The 15,426-nt window shown below is 65.1% G+C and carries 11 protein-coding genes; 6 read left to right on the top strand and 5 right to left on the bottom strand.

Annotated features, from left to right (window positions below; all coding sequences use genetic code 11):
* Window positions 1-26 precede the first annotated feature (26 nt).
* Both AC3CD9_RS17500 and AC3CD9_RS17495 read right to left on the bottom strand, forming a co-directional pair.
* Window positions 27-488, bottom strand: coding sequence for a MarR family winged helix-turn-helix transcriptional regulator (locus AC3CD9_RS17500; protein ID WP_488365262.1), 462 nt, complete (start codon window positions 486-488; stop codon window positions 27-29).
* Between the two features lie 305 nt (window positions 489-793).
* On the bottom strand, window positions 794-3,112 hold the full coding sequence (locus AC3CD9_RS17495; RefSeq protein ID WP_488365261.1) for an MMPL family transporter: 2,319 nt from the start codon (window positions 3,110-3,112) through the stop codon (window positions 794-796).
* A gap of 124 nt (window positions 3,113-3,236) precedes the next feature.
* Between AC3CD9_RS17495 and AC3CD9_RS17490 the strand changes: the two genes are divergently transcribed.
* Window positions 3,237-4,313: a VanZ family protein gene (locus AC3CD9_RS17490; protein ID WP_488365260.1), complete on the top strand. Its 1,077-nt coding sequence runs from the start codon at window positions 3,237-3,239 to the stop codon at window positions 4,311-4,313.
* Window positions 4,314-4,377: 64 nt separating this feature from the next.
* Here AC3CD9_RS17490 and AC3CD9_RS17485 read toward each other — a convergent pair whose 3' ends face one another.
* Complete coding sequence (locus tag AC3CD9_RS17485; protein WP_488365259.1) at window positions 4,378-4,845, bottom strand: Lrp/AsnC family transcriptional regulator; 468 nt, start codon at window positions 4,843-4,845, stop codon at window positions 4,378-4,380.
* 119 nt (window positions 4,846-4,964) lie between these two features.
* On the opposite strand from AC3CD9_RS17485, the gene AC3CD9_RS17480 reads away from it, so the two are divergent.
* Window positions 4,965-6,152, top strand: coding sequence for an amidohydrolase (locus AC3CD9_RS17480; protein ID WP_488365258.1), 1,188 nt, complete (start codon window positions 4,965-4,967; stop codon window positions 6,150-6,152).
* Window positions 6,153-6,154: 2 nt separating this feature from the next.
* Window positions 6,155-7,270, top strand: coding sequence for a pyridoxal-phosphate dependent enzyme (locus AC3CD9_RS17475; protein WP_488365257.1), 1,116 nt, complete (start codon window positions 6,155-6,157; stop codon window positions 7,268-7,270).
* 57 nt (window positions 7,271-7,327) lie between these two features.
* Here the strand turns inward: AC3CD9_RS17475 and AC3CD9_RS17470 are convergent, their stop codons facing one another.
* Window positions 7,328-8,539 carry a PucR family transcriptional regulator gene (locus AC3CD9_RS17470; protein WP_488365255.1) on the bottom strand — a complete coding sequence of 404 codons (1,212 nt, stop codon included), beginning with the start codon at window positions 8,537-8,539 and terminating at the stop codon, window positions 7,328-7,330.
* Between the two features lie 164 nt (window positions 8,540-8,703).
* Between AC3CD9_RS17470 and AC3CD9_RS17465 the strand changes: the two genes are divergently transcribed.
* The 3 genes from AC3CD9_RS17465 (at window position 8,704) to AC3CD9_RS17455 (ending at window position 13,844) form a co-directional block, all read left to right on the top strand.
* Entirely contained in the window at window positions 8,704-10,788 is a 2,085-nt protein-coding gene (locus AC3CD9_RS17465; RefSeq protein ID WP_488365253.1) for a hydantoinase/oxoprolinase family protein, read from the top strand.
* A gap of 10 nt (window positions 10,789-10,798) precedes the next feature.
* Window positions 10,799-12,772 (top strand): hydantoinase B/oxoprolinase family protein, encoded by a 1,974-nt coding sequence (locus AC3CD9_RS17460; protein WP_488365252.1) that lies wholly within the window; start codon window positions 10,799-10,801, stop codon window positions 12,770-12,772.
* A gap of 151 nt (window positions 12,773-12,923) precedes the next feature.
* A complete protein-coding gene (locus AC3CD9_RS17455; protein WP_488365251.1) occupies window positions 12,924-13,844 on the top strand; it encodes a carbon-nitrogen hydrolase family protein in 921 nt (306 codons plus the stop codon).
* Between the two features lie 33 nt (window positions 13,845-13,877).
* Here AC3CD9_RS17455 and AC3CD9_RS17450 read toward each other — a convergent pair whose 3' ends face one another.
* Window positions 13,878-15,374, bottom strand: coding sequence for a PepSY-associated TM helix domain-containing protein (locus AC3CD9_RS17450; protein ID WP_488365250.1), 1,497 nt, complete (start codon window positions 15,372-15,374; stop codon window positions 13,878-13,880).
* Window positions 15,375-15,426 lie beyond the last annotated feature (52 nt).

The raw sequence follows: 15,426 nt of genomic DNA, 5'->3' as shown, positions 1-15,426 counted from the left end.
AAAGGGGCTCGCAGTTTATGACTCAGCTACCCCACCGGGCAGATCTTGGACACGAGCTCGAAGATCTCATCGGCCTCGGCGTCCGTGAGGCCGGAGAATGCGGAGAGGATGATCTCACCGTTCGTCTCGGCTGCCTCGGCGCAGAGCTTCTGCCCCTCCTCGGTGAGGGCGACGAGCACCCCGCGGTGGTCCTCCGGGTCGGGCTCCTGGGTCACGAGCCCGCGCCCCTCGAGTTTGCCGAGCAGACGGCTGAGCGCACTGCGGCTGATCACCAGACTGCGCAACAGGTCGCGCTGCCTGACCTGCGCCGAGGTCGACGCATTGATGAGCACATCGAATTCGTTGGCGCTGAGCCCATGGCGGGTCCGGAACTCGTGTTCGAACCGCGTCATGAAATCCTGATACTTCTCCATCATCAGGCGCCAAGCCGCGATCTTGATCGGACCGTTCTGCCTGATCATGCTGCTGACGGGAGTCGTCTCTTCCATCTGCCTGTCTCTCCCTCACGAACTGCCATCCGATGTGTCGGCCGGCACTTTTGTTGCACCGTCAACAAAATCGTAGTTCAATGTTGTACCTGGCACTGAGTTAAAGGGCCACGTCGACGATCCCCTCGTCGAAGTACCGGAGTATCCCCCACGAACCCCCGGCGATCACGGATGAAAACGGTCTCCCCACGACCCTTCGTCACCGGCCGGGGGTATCGTATTGCCTCCCGCCTCTCCGCTCAGACCCAGGGCATCCGTTTTCCGGCCCTGCGGAACCCACCGCTCAGTCCCGGAGCATCCGCATCTCAGTCCCGCGGAATCCGCTTCCGCCACGGCCACCACACGCTGCGCCCGATGTCGTGGACGAGCGCCGGCACGACGAGAGAACGTACGAGGATCGCGTCGAGGAGGACGCCGAAGGTGACGATGAAGGCGAGCTGGAAGAGGAACATCACAGGGATGACGGCGAGCGCGGCGAAGGTCGCGGCCAGTACGATTCCCGCCGAGGTGATCACCCCGCCCGTGGAGACGAGTCCCTTGAGCACGCCCGCCCGAGTCCCCAGACGCAGCGATTCCTCCCGCACCCTGGACATGAGGAAGATGTTGTAGTCGATGCCGAGCGCGACGAGGAAGACGAACGCGTAGAGCGGCACCGAGGGGTCGGCTCCGGAGAACCCGATGACGTCGTTGAACACGAGAGCGGAGACTCCCAGCGCGGTGCCGAAGGACAGCACGGTCAGCGCCACGAGCAGCAGCGGTGCCAGCAGGGACCGCAGCAGCAGGATGAGCACGATCGTAACCACGACGAGGATCAGCGGAATGGCCAAGGCCCGGTCCGCCTCGGCGGTGGTGTTCGTGTCGAGGTCGACCGCGGATTCCCCGCCGACGAGGGCATCCGGGTCGATGTCGTGCACAGCCTCGCGGATCTCGGTCACCGCGGTTTCGGCTTCGTCCGAATCCGCGACCGACTTCAGCGTCGCTTCCAACAGGACGTTGCCGTCGACCTCGGTGGGGGCCGGCGTCTCCGGCTGACCGGGCCCGCCCGGCCCTGCCCCGCTCGGCATTCCGCGCGGTGGGTCGATCTCTCCGTCCGTGCCGATGGACAGCGTCCCGCTCGGTGAATCGTTCGCGACGACGGTCATCGATTCGACCTCGCCGAGGCGGCCGACCGCCTGTGCGGCATCGCTGAGCTGGTCTTTCGCCACGACGATCTGCGCCGGCGATCCGGACCCTCCGGGGAAATGCTCGGCCAGGATGTCCTGGCCGTCGCGGGCCTCGGAGTCGCCGAGGACGAAGTCGGACTGTGGGACTCCCTCGGCCTTGAACTGCGGGAGGGCGAGCAGCGGGATGGCGAGGAGGATGACGAGCGTGACCCAGATGCGGCGGGGATGCCCCGCGACCGCCTCGGCGATTCGGGCCCAGATCCCGCGCTTGGACTTGGCCGTCTCGGCCTGGACGTGCGGAAGGAAGGGCCAGAACACGGCGCGGCCGATGATCATCAGGGCGGCTGGCAGGAAGGTCAGTGCTGCGAACATCGCCACGACGATGCCGATCGCCGCGACCGGTCCGAGCGCACGCGTCGACGCGAGGTCGGTGAGCAGGAGGACGAGGAGCCCGGCGATGACGGTCCCGCCGGAGGCCGCGATCGGTTCGAGCACTCCCTTGAGGGCGCTCAGTCCGGCTCTGACTCGGTCGGGTTCGTGGAGGAGCGCGTCGCGGAACCGGGAGACGACGAGGAGGGAGTAGTCCGTGGTGGCGCCGACGACGAGGATGAAGAGGATGCCTTGGACCTGTCCGTTGATCAGGAGGATTCCGGCGTCGGCGAGGTGCCAGACGATGAAGATCGAGGCGGCGAGCGCGGCGACCGAGGTGAACAGGACGATGATGGGCAGCAGCGGGGACCGGTAGACGATGATGAGGATGACGAAGACAGCGATGAGCGCGACGAGCAGGAGGATGCCGTCGATGCCGGCGAAGGCTTCGGAGAGGTCGGCGGAGAATCCTGCCGGACCGGTGACGTGGACGTCTGCCACGGTGGTCGGTGCTTCCGCGGCCTGATCTGGAGTCATATCGGCGGCAGTCGCGGTCGGGAAGACCTTCCCGACCGCGACTCGGATGGATTCGACGTCGTCGGAGGTGGTCGTCGAGGAAACCGGGAGGATGAGCTGGAGGGCCTCGTCGTCATCGGACGGGATGGCCGGTGAGGGGTCGGTCGCCAGCAGGTCGTCGTCTTCGAGTGTCTTCGTCAGCTCATCGAGGCGGGACCGATCGTCGTCGGTGACTCCGTCGCTGTTCTCGAGCACGACGATCGCGGGAACGTAGTCGAGGTCGCTGAACTTCTCGATCTGATCCTGAGCGCGCGTGGACTCCGCGGACTCGGGGAGGAAGGACGAGCGGTCGTTCGTGGCGACCTCGGAGATCTTGCCGAAGTACGGGCCTCCGACACCGGAGATGCCGACCCAGGCGACAAGGAGGACGGCGAAGAGAGCGAGCAGTGCCCCACGGCCGCGGACGGGGGCGCCGGCACCGGTGGCGGTGGCGGCCTCGCCGACTGAGCGCTGCGCGTCCCGATCAGAATCGGGACGAGGTGGCTGCGGGGTGCGGGTCAGCAGAAAGTGCGGCATGACCTCAGCCTACGCGGAGGGCCGGGCCACTGACACGGAGAGGCAGAGTCGGAATCATATGGCGGGCCCTCAGGCGCCGGCAGCGGCCACCGTTGAACTGGACGAACACCGTAGGGTTGAGGGAATGAGCTCCTTCGTCATTCCCGCTTTCGTGGCCGTCCTCGTGGGCTGCGGCGTCGCGGTCCTCGCCTTTGTACCGTTCGTCGCGATCAGCTATCGCCGCCGAGGCGGACTCACGTTCGGACACACGCTCGTCTGGCTGGCCGCCGCCATCTACGCGATGGCGCTGTGGACGTACACGCTTCTGCCGGTCCCTCCGGCCGATGAAATCACCTGTGCGGCAGTGCAGCTGCGCCCCTTCCAGTTCATCGCCGACATCCTCAGCTTCGACACTGGCAGCGTCCGAGCTCTGATGACCAACCCCGCGGTCCTGCAGGTGGCGCTCAACGTGATCCTCTTCGTCCCACTCGGTTGGTTCGTCAGACAGCTCGCCGGGAGAGGCATCGTCGTGGCGACGCTGACGGGGCTGGCCGCCTCGGCGCTCATCGAGTTCACACAGATCACCGGTATCTGGGGGATCTACCAGTGCGCCTACCGGGTCTTCGACGTCGACGATCTCATGATGAATACCCTCGGCGCGGTCCTCGGCTCTCTCGCAAGCCTGCTCCTCCTGCGCAGGCGGGAGGGCCTGCAGGAGGTCGATACGCCACGCCCGATCACGGTAACCCGTCGGCTCACCGGCATCCTCTGTGATCTGCTCATCTGGGGGCTATTCAGCTGGACCGTCGCCCTCACCGTCGGAGTCATCGCGGCCGTCCTCGACGACGGGAGGATCAGCGAACCGGGGCAGATCGTGACGTTCGTCGGATTCGCCCTGCCCTTCGTCGCGCAGCTGCTCTCGGTCCTTGGCAGAGGTGTGACAATCGGCGAGCGGCTCGTCCTCATCGCGGCTGTGCAGGTCCGTCGCCCCGTGATGGTCGGTCGGACCCTGCGGTTCCTCTTCGGCATCGGCGGATATATGCTGCTGTCCCAATGGACGTTCCCGCTCTCAGGCCTGCTCCTCTTCCTCCTCGTCGCCGTCTCTGCCGTCACGGTCTTCACAACCCGCCGCCACCGCGGCCTGGCATGTGTGGTGTCGGGAACCGAGATCGACGACGTCAGGGCAAGGGCCGCGGCGACTCCGATGTCCGCGGGAGGATGAACGCACTTTCGGCTTCCGCAGACGGTGCCGATTTCGGGAGAGTGACGCGAGAATCCGGCAATTCTCACCCCAAGGGCACCGTCAGGCCGACCTTTGCGGCGTCCATGACGACCTGAGTGCTGAAGCGTCGGATGTTGTCGTTGCCGAAGAAGAGCTGCCTGGTCAGCTCCGTGTACTCGGCCATGTCTCGGACCAGGACAATGAGCACGAAGTCCCATTCGCCGGCCACGTAGTAGCACTGCTGGACCTCTGGACGCTCGACGAGAGTGGCCCGGACCGCGTCGAGTTTGTCCAACTGTTCGCTCTCGACGGCCAGTTGGGCGATGACCCGCACCGGGCGGCCGAGGAGCTCGGGGGCCAGGCTCAGAGTGCTGCCGAGGATGATGCCGGCCGCGGTCAGCCGCTTGAGGCGGCGGTTGACCGCGGCCGTCGATAATCCGACGCGAGTGCCCAGGGCCGATTGGGGCAGCCGGGCATCGGCCTGAAGTGCGTCGAGCAGTCTGAGATCGATCCCATCGAGGCTGGTGTCCACCTTCTCAGTGTCAGCGAAACCGCCGTTATGCGCAAAGAATTTGCGTCGTAACCTGCTCCGATCGACTGATTTGTCAGTTCGTATTGAACGCATTCGCACAGGTGCTGGAGTCTGAGGGCATGAACGCAGAACACATCAACCTGGCCACGGAGTGGCGCAGGCACCTCCATGAGATACCGGGAATCGGATTCGACGTCGCCGAGGCTGCCGATTTCGTCGCCCGCACCTGCACCGATCTCGGTTGGGAAGTGACCGCGGGAGTCGGAGGCAGCGGTGTCGTCGCTTCCCTCACCCGCGGCACGAGTTCGCGGTCGATCGCACTGCGTGCCGACATGGACGGACTGCCGATCGACGAACACACGGGTGCCGAATATGCCTCGAAGAATCCCGGGGCCATGCACGCCTGCGGGCACGACGGGCACATGGCCATGGTGCTCGGTGCCGCCTCGGCGCTGGCGGGCCACATCGACTTCGACGGAACCGTCCACCTGTTCTTCCAACCGGCCGAAGAGCCGGGCACCGGCGCCGAGGCGATGATCGCCGATGGCCTGTTCGACCGGTTCCCCACCGACGAGGTCTACGGCCTCCACAACATTCCGGGCCTGCCCGAGGGTGAGATCCACACCCGTCCCGGGCCGATCATGGCGTCGGAGGACAACTTCGAGATCCGCGTCAGGGGCCGCGGCGGGCATGCCTCGGCCCCGCATTTCGTCATCGACCCGATGGTCGTCGGTGCGGAGATCGTCCTGGCCTTGCAGACGATCGTCTCCCGCAATGCCGACCCGTTGCAGGCCGTCGTCGTCTCGTGCACGGAGCTGATCACCGACGGTGCCCGCAATGCCATCCCCGGCGAGGTGGTCGTCCGCGGAGATGTGCGCACCTTCACCGATGCCGACAGTGCGCTGGTCGAGACCCGCATCCGAGAGATCGCTGCCGGGATCGCGCAGGCCCATCGCGCTGCGTGCGAGGCCACCTATACCCGCGTGTTCCGTCCGACGGTCAACGATGCTGAGTGCAACGCTCATGCGGCGGCCGCGGCGCGGCGGGCAGTCGGCGCCGACAAGGTCAACGCATCGTGCCAGCCGATCACCGCCAGTGAGGACTTCGCCGCCTATGCCCGTGAGGTTCCCGCGTGCTTCGCCTTCCTCGGAGCCGGTGAGATCGATGAGGGCGACACCGCGCCGTTGCACAGCCGTGAGTTCGATTTCAACGATGCGATCCTCGGAGCCGGAATCAACTTCTATACAACGCTGGCGGCCGAGCGACTGACCGACAATCTGGGCCGGAAACGCCCTGAAGGGAACTGATCATGACGATGACGAACATATCCTCCACTCGTTGGATTGCCAATGACCGCGACCGCAACTGGTCGGCTCCCGTCGAGGACGACGCCGCCCTGAGATTCCATCGTTCCCTCCCCGGATACGAACCCACAGCGCTCATTGCGCTGCCTGAGCTGGCCCGCGAGCTCGGCGTCGGCGCGGTCTTCGCGAAGGACGAGTCGACGCGGCTGGGTCTGCCCGCATTCAAGGCCCTGGGAGCCTCATGGGCGGTCCACCGCGCACTGGAGTCGTCGAATGCGGGTCCCGACGCCGAGGTGGTCACCGCCACCGATGGCAACCACGGTCGGGCGGTTGCCCGGTTCGCCCGGGAGGCTGATCGCTCGGCCCGCATCTTCGTACCGGCCGGCGGAATCCACCCGAGCGCCGTCGCTGCGATCCGCGGCGAAGGAGCAGAAGTCATCGAGCTTGAGGCCAATTACGATCAGACGGTCGCGGCAGCCGCCGACTATGCAGCCTCTGGCGGCGAGGTGCTCGTTCAGGACACGGCGTGGGACGGCTACGAAGAGGTTCCGGGGTGGATCGTCGACGGCTACTCGACGCTGTTCCGTGAGATCGACGCTCAGCTGCGCGACGGCGGTCACCGCTCCCCCGACCTCATCTGCGTCCCGACCGGAGTCGGTTCGCTGCTGCAGGCGGCCTTGGCCCACTACCGCAGCGCCGGGGCCGTGTCCGACGGCGGTGCGGCTGACAGCACTGCGGTCGTGTCGGTCGAAACCGACGCCGCAGCGTGCATGGGACCGAGCCTTCTCGCTGGTCTCCCCGTCACTGTGGAGACAGGGCGGACGATCATGTCGGGGCTCAACTGCGGAACCCCCTCGTCGCTGGCCTGGCCGCTGATTCTTGGTGGTCTCGATGCCGCGGTAACGGTGAGCGACAGCGCAGCCGTCGACGCCGCGCGCCGGCTCGCCGATCTCGGGGTCGCGGCCGGACCCTGCGGAGCCGCCTCGTTGGCAGGGGTCAGGGAAGCGCTCACCGGCTCGGACGCGGACGCCCGTCGTCGTCACCTGGGCGTCGATGCTGACAGCGTCATCGTCCTGACCGTCACCGAAGGGGTTGATGCCAACCCGCTGCCTGAGGGTTGAGGCAGCCGAGAGCTTTGAGGGATTCGAGTTCTCCACGCAGCGGTGCATTCTGCCGGTCTATGCCTGCTCGGCGGCGTCGAGGCAACGCAGCGCGAGCACGATTTCGGCGGCGGTGCGAGGGTCGGTGATTCGAGAGCCGAGCGGTTTCTCGATGAGCCCGATCCGGTAGCGCACGGTGTTCTCGTGGACCTGGAGCCGCCGCGCCACCTCGGCGATATTGCCACCACAGTCCACATAGGTTCGCAGCGTCGTCTGCGCTTCGGGGCTGCTGATGAGCGGAGCGAGGAAGTGATCGACGAGGCGGCGGTCGAATCGTGAACTCATGCGGGCCGCCGCCCACTCGATCGGGCGCATGCGGTCGACGAAAGCGAACCTCGACTCCCCCGCCGAGGCAAGCGCCACGTCCGCCGCCTGCAGCATCTCCGGTACCTGACTGAGTGCCGTGAAGAGTCCCGAGACCCCGACTCCGATGAGGCCGAAATCGTCGAGGCTGCCCTCGATATCGAAGTCTGCTGTACACAGCGCGGTCCGTTCGACCATCGAACTGACGTGCCCGGAATCCTTGATGACCAGGCCGCGCCCCGGGTTCGGGCTCGGTTTCCCATGCCCCGTGTCGGAGGCGTCGATGCGGAGGCGCAGGGCGCGGATCGGCTCGTAGGCTGCAAAGCCGAAGGTCTCGAGGACCCGCCAGAGCGCCGGTTCGCGACCGGGAGAGACACCGGCCTCCAAGTCGCGCAGAACCCGCGACGATTCCTCCCGTCGATTGCTGATCGAAAAGGACTCGAATCCCTCGAAGGCGCGCAGAAGTTTGGACAGAACATCGAGGATCACCTCGGCGGAAGGGTGGGTCGTGCCCGTGTCGCTGCCAGCTCTGCCCTCCCCAGTTCCACTTCTGCGCCCGCTGCCGGCAGTAACGGCCTCTTCGTCATCGGCGTGGACGGCGACGACGATGACATGGGCGCGACTGCGCAGTCGCACGGTCCGAGCGTGCACCTTCCAGCGGCCGATCGCACCGGAGGTCGACTCGGCCCAGCCCGCTGGTGTCGCCGGACCGACGACCTCCTCCTGAGTCCACCGGGCGATGAGGTGGACCGGGGCGGAACCGACGGATCTGACAACCTCTCCGAGTTCGTTGATGACGAGACCTGCTCCCCTACTCATCCGTGCTACCCGGGAGAGCGCCGATTCAAGCGGATCTGCAGAATTCATCGCACTCAAAAGCTCATCGAAGATCCGCTCTCGCGCCAGGGCGTCTCGGTTCGAACCCATCGGATTACACCTCTGCTCCCACTCGCCTGCTGCATCATTCCGCGCCGTCGGTACGGCTTTGTGATTCTTACAAATCTAGCTGTCTTTTCCTTCATCTGCTCCATTGACCGGCCCGATCATCGAAGGCCAGGCTATGAGGGAAACCACAATCAAAGGAGATGACCGTGGCAGATCTACGCGTCGCAGTTGACGTCGGCGGAACGTTCACCGACATCTGTGTATTCGACGAATCCACCCAGACAATGCGGGTGACGAAAGTCCCGTCCACCCCGAACAACCCCATGGAAGCTGTGCTCAACGGAGTGAAGCGGGCGAACATCGACCTCAGCCAGGTCGAGCTCTTCTCACATGGCACGACAGTTGCCACCAATGCGCTCATCACTCGCAGATTTCCCAAATCAGCGATGGTGACGACCAAGGGCTTCCGCGATGTCATTGAGATCCGCGATGGCACGAAGGACGATCTGTGGGACGCCTATTCCGATGTATCCGGCCCCTATATCCGTCGCCGTGACCGCTTCGAGGTCACCGAACGCGTCGACTACGCGGGCAACATCGTCACCGAGCTCGACGAAGACGAGGCCAGGAAGCTCGGCCGCCTGCTTAAGAAGCGCGGTGCCGACACCGTGGCCGTCTGCTTCGTCAACTCCTATGCGAACGCCGCGAACGAGATCCGGATGCGCGAGATCCTCTCCGAGGAGCTCCCCGGAGCCAGCATCTCCACCTCGGCCGAGGTGCTGCCGGAGATCTTCGAACACAACCGGTTCAACACGACTGTCGCCAATGCCGTTCTTGGTCCGTTGGTATCCGGCTACGTCGAACAGCTCGACTCCAACCTCACCGAGGACGGCTATGCCGGAGAACTCCTTCTCCTCCATTCGGGCGGTGGATCGATGACCTCGGAGATGGTCAAGCGGTTCCCGGTGCGACTCGCGGCCTCAGGAATCGCCGCCGGCGCGATCGCCGCTCAGCACGTGGCCGAGCAGTGCGGTCATGCCAATGCCGTCGGACTCGACATGGGCGGCACTTCGACGGACATCTCACTCATCGCAGACGGCGAACTGCGGGAGACGAACGAATGGGAAGTCGAATACGGCCATCCCATCGTCTTCCCGAGCATCGAAGTACTCACCATCGGCGCAGGCGGTGGCTCATTGGCCCACATCGACATCGCCGGCTCCCTGCGCAACGGGCCACAGTCGGCCGGTGCCGCTCCCGGTCCGGTCTGCTATCGCCGCGGCGGCGACCAGCCGACGAACACCGATGCGAACCTCGCCCTCAATCGTCTGGGCACCGACCTCGCCGACGGCGAGATGACGCTGGACTGTGAGAGCGCACGGGCAGCGATCAAGGAGAAGATCGCCGATCCGCTCGGCCTCGATGTCGACTCCGCGGCCGAATCCATCGCCCAGGTGGCCAACGCGAACATGGCCGATGCGGTCCGCCTCGTGTCCATCCGTCGCGGGCTCGACCCCCGGGACTTCGCACTCATCGCCTTCGGCGGTGCCGGTGCATTGCACGGGGCGGACGTCGCTCGCGAACTCAACATCCCCACAGTCATCGTCCCGCCCAGCCCGGGAGTCACCTCGGCGCTGGGGTGCCTCCTCGTCGACATCCAACACGACCTGTCGCAGATGTTCACCGGCGTCGCGGACGCCGCAGACGCAGAAACGGTCGAACAGCACTTCCGCGAACTCGAACTCGAAGGTCGAGATCGACTGCGGCATGAGAAAGTCGCCGAGGAAGACTCGGTCTTCGAACGTGGCATCTCGATGCGTTACCACGGCCAGTGGCGGTCGCTGCAGGTGAAGATGGGCTCCGGCCCGAACGCGCTGCGCGAGGCCGTCCAACTCTTCCACGAGGAACACGAGAAACAGTACGCGTTCCGGCAGGATGACACCCCGGTCGAGATCTACCAACTCCACCTCAAGGCGCTCGGGAAGACACCGAAGCCGACCTTCAAACCGACCCCTGTCAGCAGCAAAGATCCCGGTGAGCCGCTCGAGGTCCGCGACGTCTACTTCGACGGACAGTGGCATTCGACGCCGGTCTACCAGCGGGAGAACTTGCCGTCGGGAGCTGCGTTCATCGGACCGGCGATCCTCAACCAGATCGACTCGACCACCGTCATCCCGCCGAACTCGTCCGCCGTGATCGATGAGTGGTTCAACATCCGCATCTCGCTGACGGCAGAGACAGCCGAGCCTGCGCTGTCAGCTGCGAACAATTCAACACAGAACGGCCTGTGAGGAGAGACCCATGACCACAACAACGGAACAGTCGACGTCCACGCTCGACCCGGTGACTTTCGAAGTACTCAAGAACGCTTTCGCGACCAGTGTCGACCTTATGAGCGAACAGATCCTGCGGACCTGCTATTCGTTCGTCATCTACTCACGCGACTTCTCGTCGGCACTTTGTGACCGCGAGGGCAACACTGTTATGCAAGGAAGTGCAGACATCGCCGTCCACGTCGGCACCCTGCATTTCCAGTGCAAGGCCGTTATGGAGGAGTTCGGCGACGACATCAACCCCGGTGACGTCTTCCTCATCAACGACCCCTATCGAGGCGGCACCCACTTCAACGACGTCAGCTTCATTCGTCCGATCTTCGCTGATGACGAGATCATCGGCTTCGCGCAGAACAAAGGCCACTGGGCCGATATCGGTGGGTCCGTCCCGGGCTCGTTCGATGTCTCTGCCAGTGAGCATTTCGGTGAGGGTCTGCGTATCACCCCGCTTCGGGTCTGGCACAAGGGCCGGTTCCTCCACGATGTGGCTCAGTTGCTCGTGTCGAATACGCGCGCTCCCGATCAGGCCCTCGGCGATCTCAACGCCCAAGCCGAGGCCACAGCCGTATGTGAACGCGAAGTGCTCCGCCTCGTCGACAAATATTCGAAGGACACGGTCCTCGATGCGATGCAGGAGACGCAGGACTATGTCTGCCGCACCGTGCTCGCCAGCCTCGGCGATCTGCCGAAGGGCGAGTGGGAGACGGTCGATTTCCTCGACGGCGATCCGGCTAAGGGTGAGGGGCTGGCTCCGATTCGGGTGAAGCTCACGCTCGACGGGACAGGTATCCACTACGACCTCACGGGATCCGCCGAGGCGGTCTCAACGTTCCTCAACTCCGGCTACGGGACGACCTTCTCTGCGATCTACGCGGGCACGAAGACGTTCTTCCCCGAGGTTCCGCTCAATTCCGGGTTCTACCAGGCGGTGACCGCAGAGATCGGCGAGGAGGGCACCGTCGTCAACGCCGGCTGGCCGCATGCAGTGACCGGGTTCTGTTCGGGCCCGTACGAGAAGGTCATGAACGCGATCTTCGAACTGTGGTCCCACATCATGCCCGAACGAGCGATGGCGTGTGCATTCAACCTCGAGTATCTGCTCGTCGGTGGGCATGATGCCAGGACCGAGTCGAGCCCGTACTTCATGTGGTATGACTGGATGGCAGGCGGATGGGGCGGCCGGTCGACGAAGGACGGCTCCTCCGCGACGTCTCCGGTCTTCGGTACTGGGCTTGCGGTCCAACCAGTTGAAGGTCAAGAGCGACTGACTCCCGTTGTCACCACTCAGCACTCGATCAACATCGATTCCGGAGGTCCCGGCAGGTTCCGCGGTGGTTGCGGCGTGAATAAGGGCGGCATCCTCACAGATGCGACCGGTGCGGTGATGAGCTACTGCTGCGACCGCGGGCGGTCGACGACGTGGGGCATCAATGGCGGACTGCCGTCGATCCCACACGGAGTCTGGCTCAATCCTTCGTCAGAGAACCCGCGCTACTTGGGTGCCACGTTCTCGAATGTAGCCATCAGCCCCGGTGACACGTTCGAACGACCAAGCGCCGGAGGTGGTGGCTTCGGTGACCCGCTGGATCGGCCGACTGCCGAGGTGCTCGAGGACGTCATCGACGGCTATGTCTCCATCGGCCGGGCGGCGAAAGACTACGGCGTCGTCATCCGTGAGATCGATGCCGAGCTCGATGATTACGAGATCGATGAGACCGCGACAGCGACGGAGCGGGAACGGATCCGCTCCGAACGAGCGTCCTGGCTGGAAGCCGACCCCGCCGAGGTGGCCCGCCGCTACCGCGATGGTGAGATCACCGTCCACGACGTCATCCGCCGATACGGCGTCGTGCTCGATTGGGGCACCGGAGAGCTGTTGGAGAAGTCAACGGGACAGTTCCGCGACAGTATGCGGACTCGGTCTGCTGAGCACTGGAGCTGAGTCACTCCAACTGAAAGAGCGCCCCGCGATTCGGTACAGAATCGCGGGGCGCCCGTCCGTTCGAGGCGAGCGACCCAGCTGTTTGACCTTTGCTATCAACCGTTCGACAGTTGAGCCAGGAGTTTCCATCGAGCGAAGAAGGTCGAACAGTATGCACAAAGTGGCAGTCGTCCAGACAGGGTCCGTTCCGTTCGACGCCGAGGCGTCGACCGACAAGGCGATCGCCCGGCTTCGAGAGGCCGCCGGCAACGGGGCCGAACTCGTCGTGTTTCCCGAAGCGTTCATCGGCGGCTACCCGAAGGGCAGCACGTTCGGCGCTCCCGTAGGCATGCGCACCGAGCAGGGGCGGGAGCAGTTCGAGCGGTACTTCGACGGCGCGGTCACCGTCGATGGTCCCGAGATGAGCAGGCTCGCCGAGGCGGCCCGCGAAGCCGGTGCTTTCGTCGTCATCGGCATCATCGAACGGTCCGGCAACACGCTCTACTGCACGGCGGTGATGATCGACCCCGAACTCGGGACCGTCGGCGCACACCGGAAGCTCATGCCCACCGGCACCGAGCGGGTCATCTGGGGCTTCGGGGACGGGTCGACTCTCGACACGATGGACACCCCGCTCGGCCGAGTGGGCAGCGTCATCTGCTGGGAGAACTACATGCCTCTGCTGCGCCAGGCGATGTACGCCCAGGGTGTCGAGCTCTACTGCGCGCCGACCGTCGACGACCGTCCGACGTGGACCGCGACGATGACGCATATCGCCTTGGAGGGACGCACACACGTGCTCTCGGCCTGCCAGTTCATCACGAAGAGCGAGTTCCCCGACGACCATCCATTCGACGAGGAACTCCCCTACGGCGAAACCGCCATCCGCGGCGGCAGCGTCATCATCGCACCCAGCGGCGAGGTGCTGGCCGGACCGATCTACGAGGAAGAGACGATCCTCTATGCCGACATCGACCTCGGTGCCAAAACCCGTTCGCACCTCGACTTCGACCCGGTCGGCCACTACTCCCGGCCGGACGTGTTCGAACTGAAAGTCGACACGCGCGCGAAGGGTTCCGTGACGTTTGAGTGAAGCGCCGCCGGGTGCGGACAGATGCTGTGAGCGCTAGATCCTCATGGACTGCCGCTGGCGACGCCACTCCCTCAGCCCGAGTAGAACGTCGATGACGACGAACCCAACGAGGCTGATGCCCACCAGCGGCAGGAACATACCGATCGCGATTGCGGCGACGACGATCGCAGCCACTCCCCACCACGGAGCCCCATTCAGCACGACACGTGCGGGTGCACGCCCGAACTTCTTCGCCGGATTCCGCTTCGGGCGCCGCTGCCACCACATGACATAGCCCCAGACCACCATCGATGCGATGCCGATGGCGAGCGCGAAGAGGACAATCTGGTTGGCCAAACCGAACAATGTGCCCATATGCAGGTCGACACCCCAGCGGGCGAGCTTCGCCGCTACCCCGTAGTCGGAGAAGTCGACCCGGTCAGTGGCCTCCATCGTCTCGGGGTCGAAGGCGACCGCATCGACCTGAGTAGGCCAGCTGCGCTGGATCTCCTGCACCACCCACGCTGATCCGTCGTCCTCGGGCGGCAGGATCTCGACGGCACCAGAATCGATGCCGACCCCACGAGCCATGGCCAACATCATGTCGAAGTCGGCCGGATCGATGACGGAACGAACAGCGGCAGGGTCGGCCGCCTCGGCGGAAGTTCCATGGTGCGCATGCGCACCGGCGCTCGCTGCAACAGCAGCGTCTTCCGCGTCGCTCTGACCGCCGAGTTCCGTCGACACCGCCGGGGTCTCCCAGCTCAGCGCCGCTCGCAGCTTCGTCACGTTCTCCCCGCCGAACTGCGACCACGTGATCCCGGTGGCCGAGAGGAAGAGCATCCCGATCGCCGCCCAGACGCCCACCGAGGCATGCCAGGAGAAGGTGCGTCTCAGCCCCTTGTGCTTCCGGCTCGGTCGCAGCATCGCGGCGGGCTTCTTCGTTTTGCGAGCGCGGAGGATCCAGAGGACGAGACCCACGGCGGCGACGATTCCCAGCCAGGACGCGGCGAGTTCGCTGTAGATCCGTCCGACGTCGCCGAGGTGGAGGCTGCGGTGCATCTGATCGATCCACGTCCGCAGCGGCAGGGCACCCGAGGTGCCGTAGACGGTGAGGTCACCGACCACCTTCGCGGTGGCAGGGTCGACGAAGATCGCCCGGGATTCGCTCTCCCCGAGGCTGGGATCGTCATACATCACACGCGTGGTGTCGCCCGGCTCGGGTGCCGGTCGCACGGCGGACAGCGTCGAATCGCTGCCTGCGATCACGGTGTTCGCGGCGTCGATCTGGTCGGCCAGTGGCAGCGGGTCGTCGGTGGCGGGGACGCTGAGCTGGTCGGCATAGACCACCTTCTCGAGCGTCGGGCTGATCGCGTAGGCCGCCCCGGTGAGCGCGGCGATGAGGATGAACGGACCGATGAGGATGCCCGCGTAGAAGTGGAGACGGCGTAGAAGCGGACCGAGCCATGGAATAGGGCGATCGGGGTGGTCACGGTGGCGGGTCGGTTCCGGACCCGAGCTTTCGGGCACGGTTGATGAAGGGGTGGTCATGATGATGCTTTCTCTCAGTTGCGCTGAGCCGGTCCGGGTCGGCCTGATGCCC

It is taken from the genome of Brevibacterium sp. MGP-B1, from assembly GCF_057766545.1.
This window is presented reverse-complemented; position numbering and strand designations above follow the sequence as displayed.

Coding starts and splice junctions, on each gene's coding strand:
- AC3CD9_RS17450 (WP_488365250.1), bottom strand. CDS start 15,374: ATGACCACCCCTTCATCAACCGTGCCCGAAAGCTCGGGTCCGGAACCG.
- AC3CD9_RS17495 (WP_488365261.1), bottom strand. CDS start 3,112: ATGCCGCACTTTCTGCTGACCCGCACCCCGCAGCCACCTCGTCCCGAT.
- AC3CD9_RS17455 (WP_488365251.1), top strand. CDS start 12,924: ATGCACAAAGTGGCAGTCGTCCAGACAGGGTCCGTTCCGTTCGACGCC.
- AC3CD9_RS17500 (WP_488365262.1), bottom strand. CDS start 488: ATGGAAGAGACGACTCCCGTCAGCAGCATGATCAGGCAGAACGGTCCG.
- AC3CD9_RS17470 (WP_488365255.1), bottom strand. CDS start 8,539: ATGGGTTCGAACCGAGACGCCCTGGCGCGAGAGCGGATCTTCGATGAG.
- AC3CD9_RS17480 (WP_488365258.1), top strand. CDS start 4,965: ATGAACGCAGAACACATCAACCTGGCCACGGAGTGGCGCAGGCACCTC.
- AC3CD9_RS17475 (WP_488365257.1), top strand. CDS start 6,155: ATGACGATGACGAACATATCCTCCACTCGTTGGATTGCCAATGACCGC.
- AC3CD9_RS17490 (WP_488365260.1), top strand. CDS start 3,237: ATGAGCTCCTTCGTCATTCCCGCTTTCGTGGCCGTCCTCGTGGGCTGC.
- AC3CD9_RS17460 (WP_488365252.1), top strand. CDS start 10,799: ATGACCACAACAACGGAACAGTCGACGTCCACGCTCGACCCGGTGACT.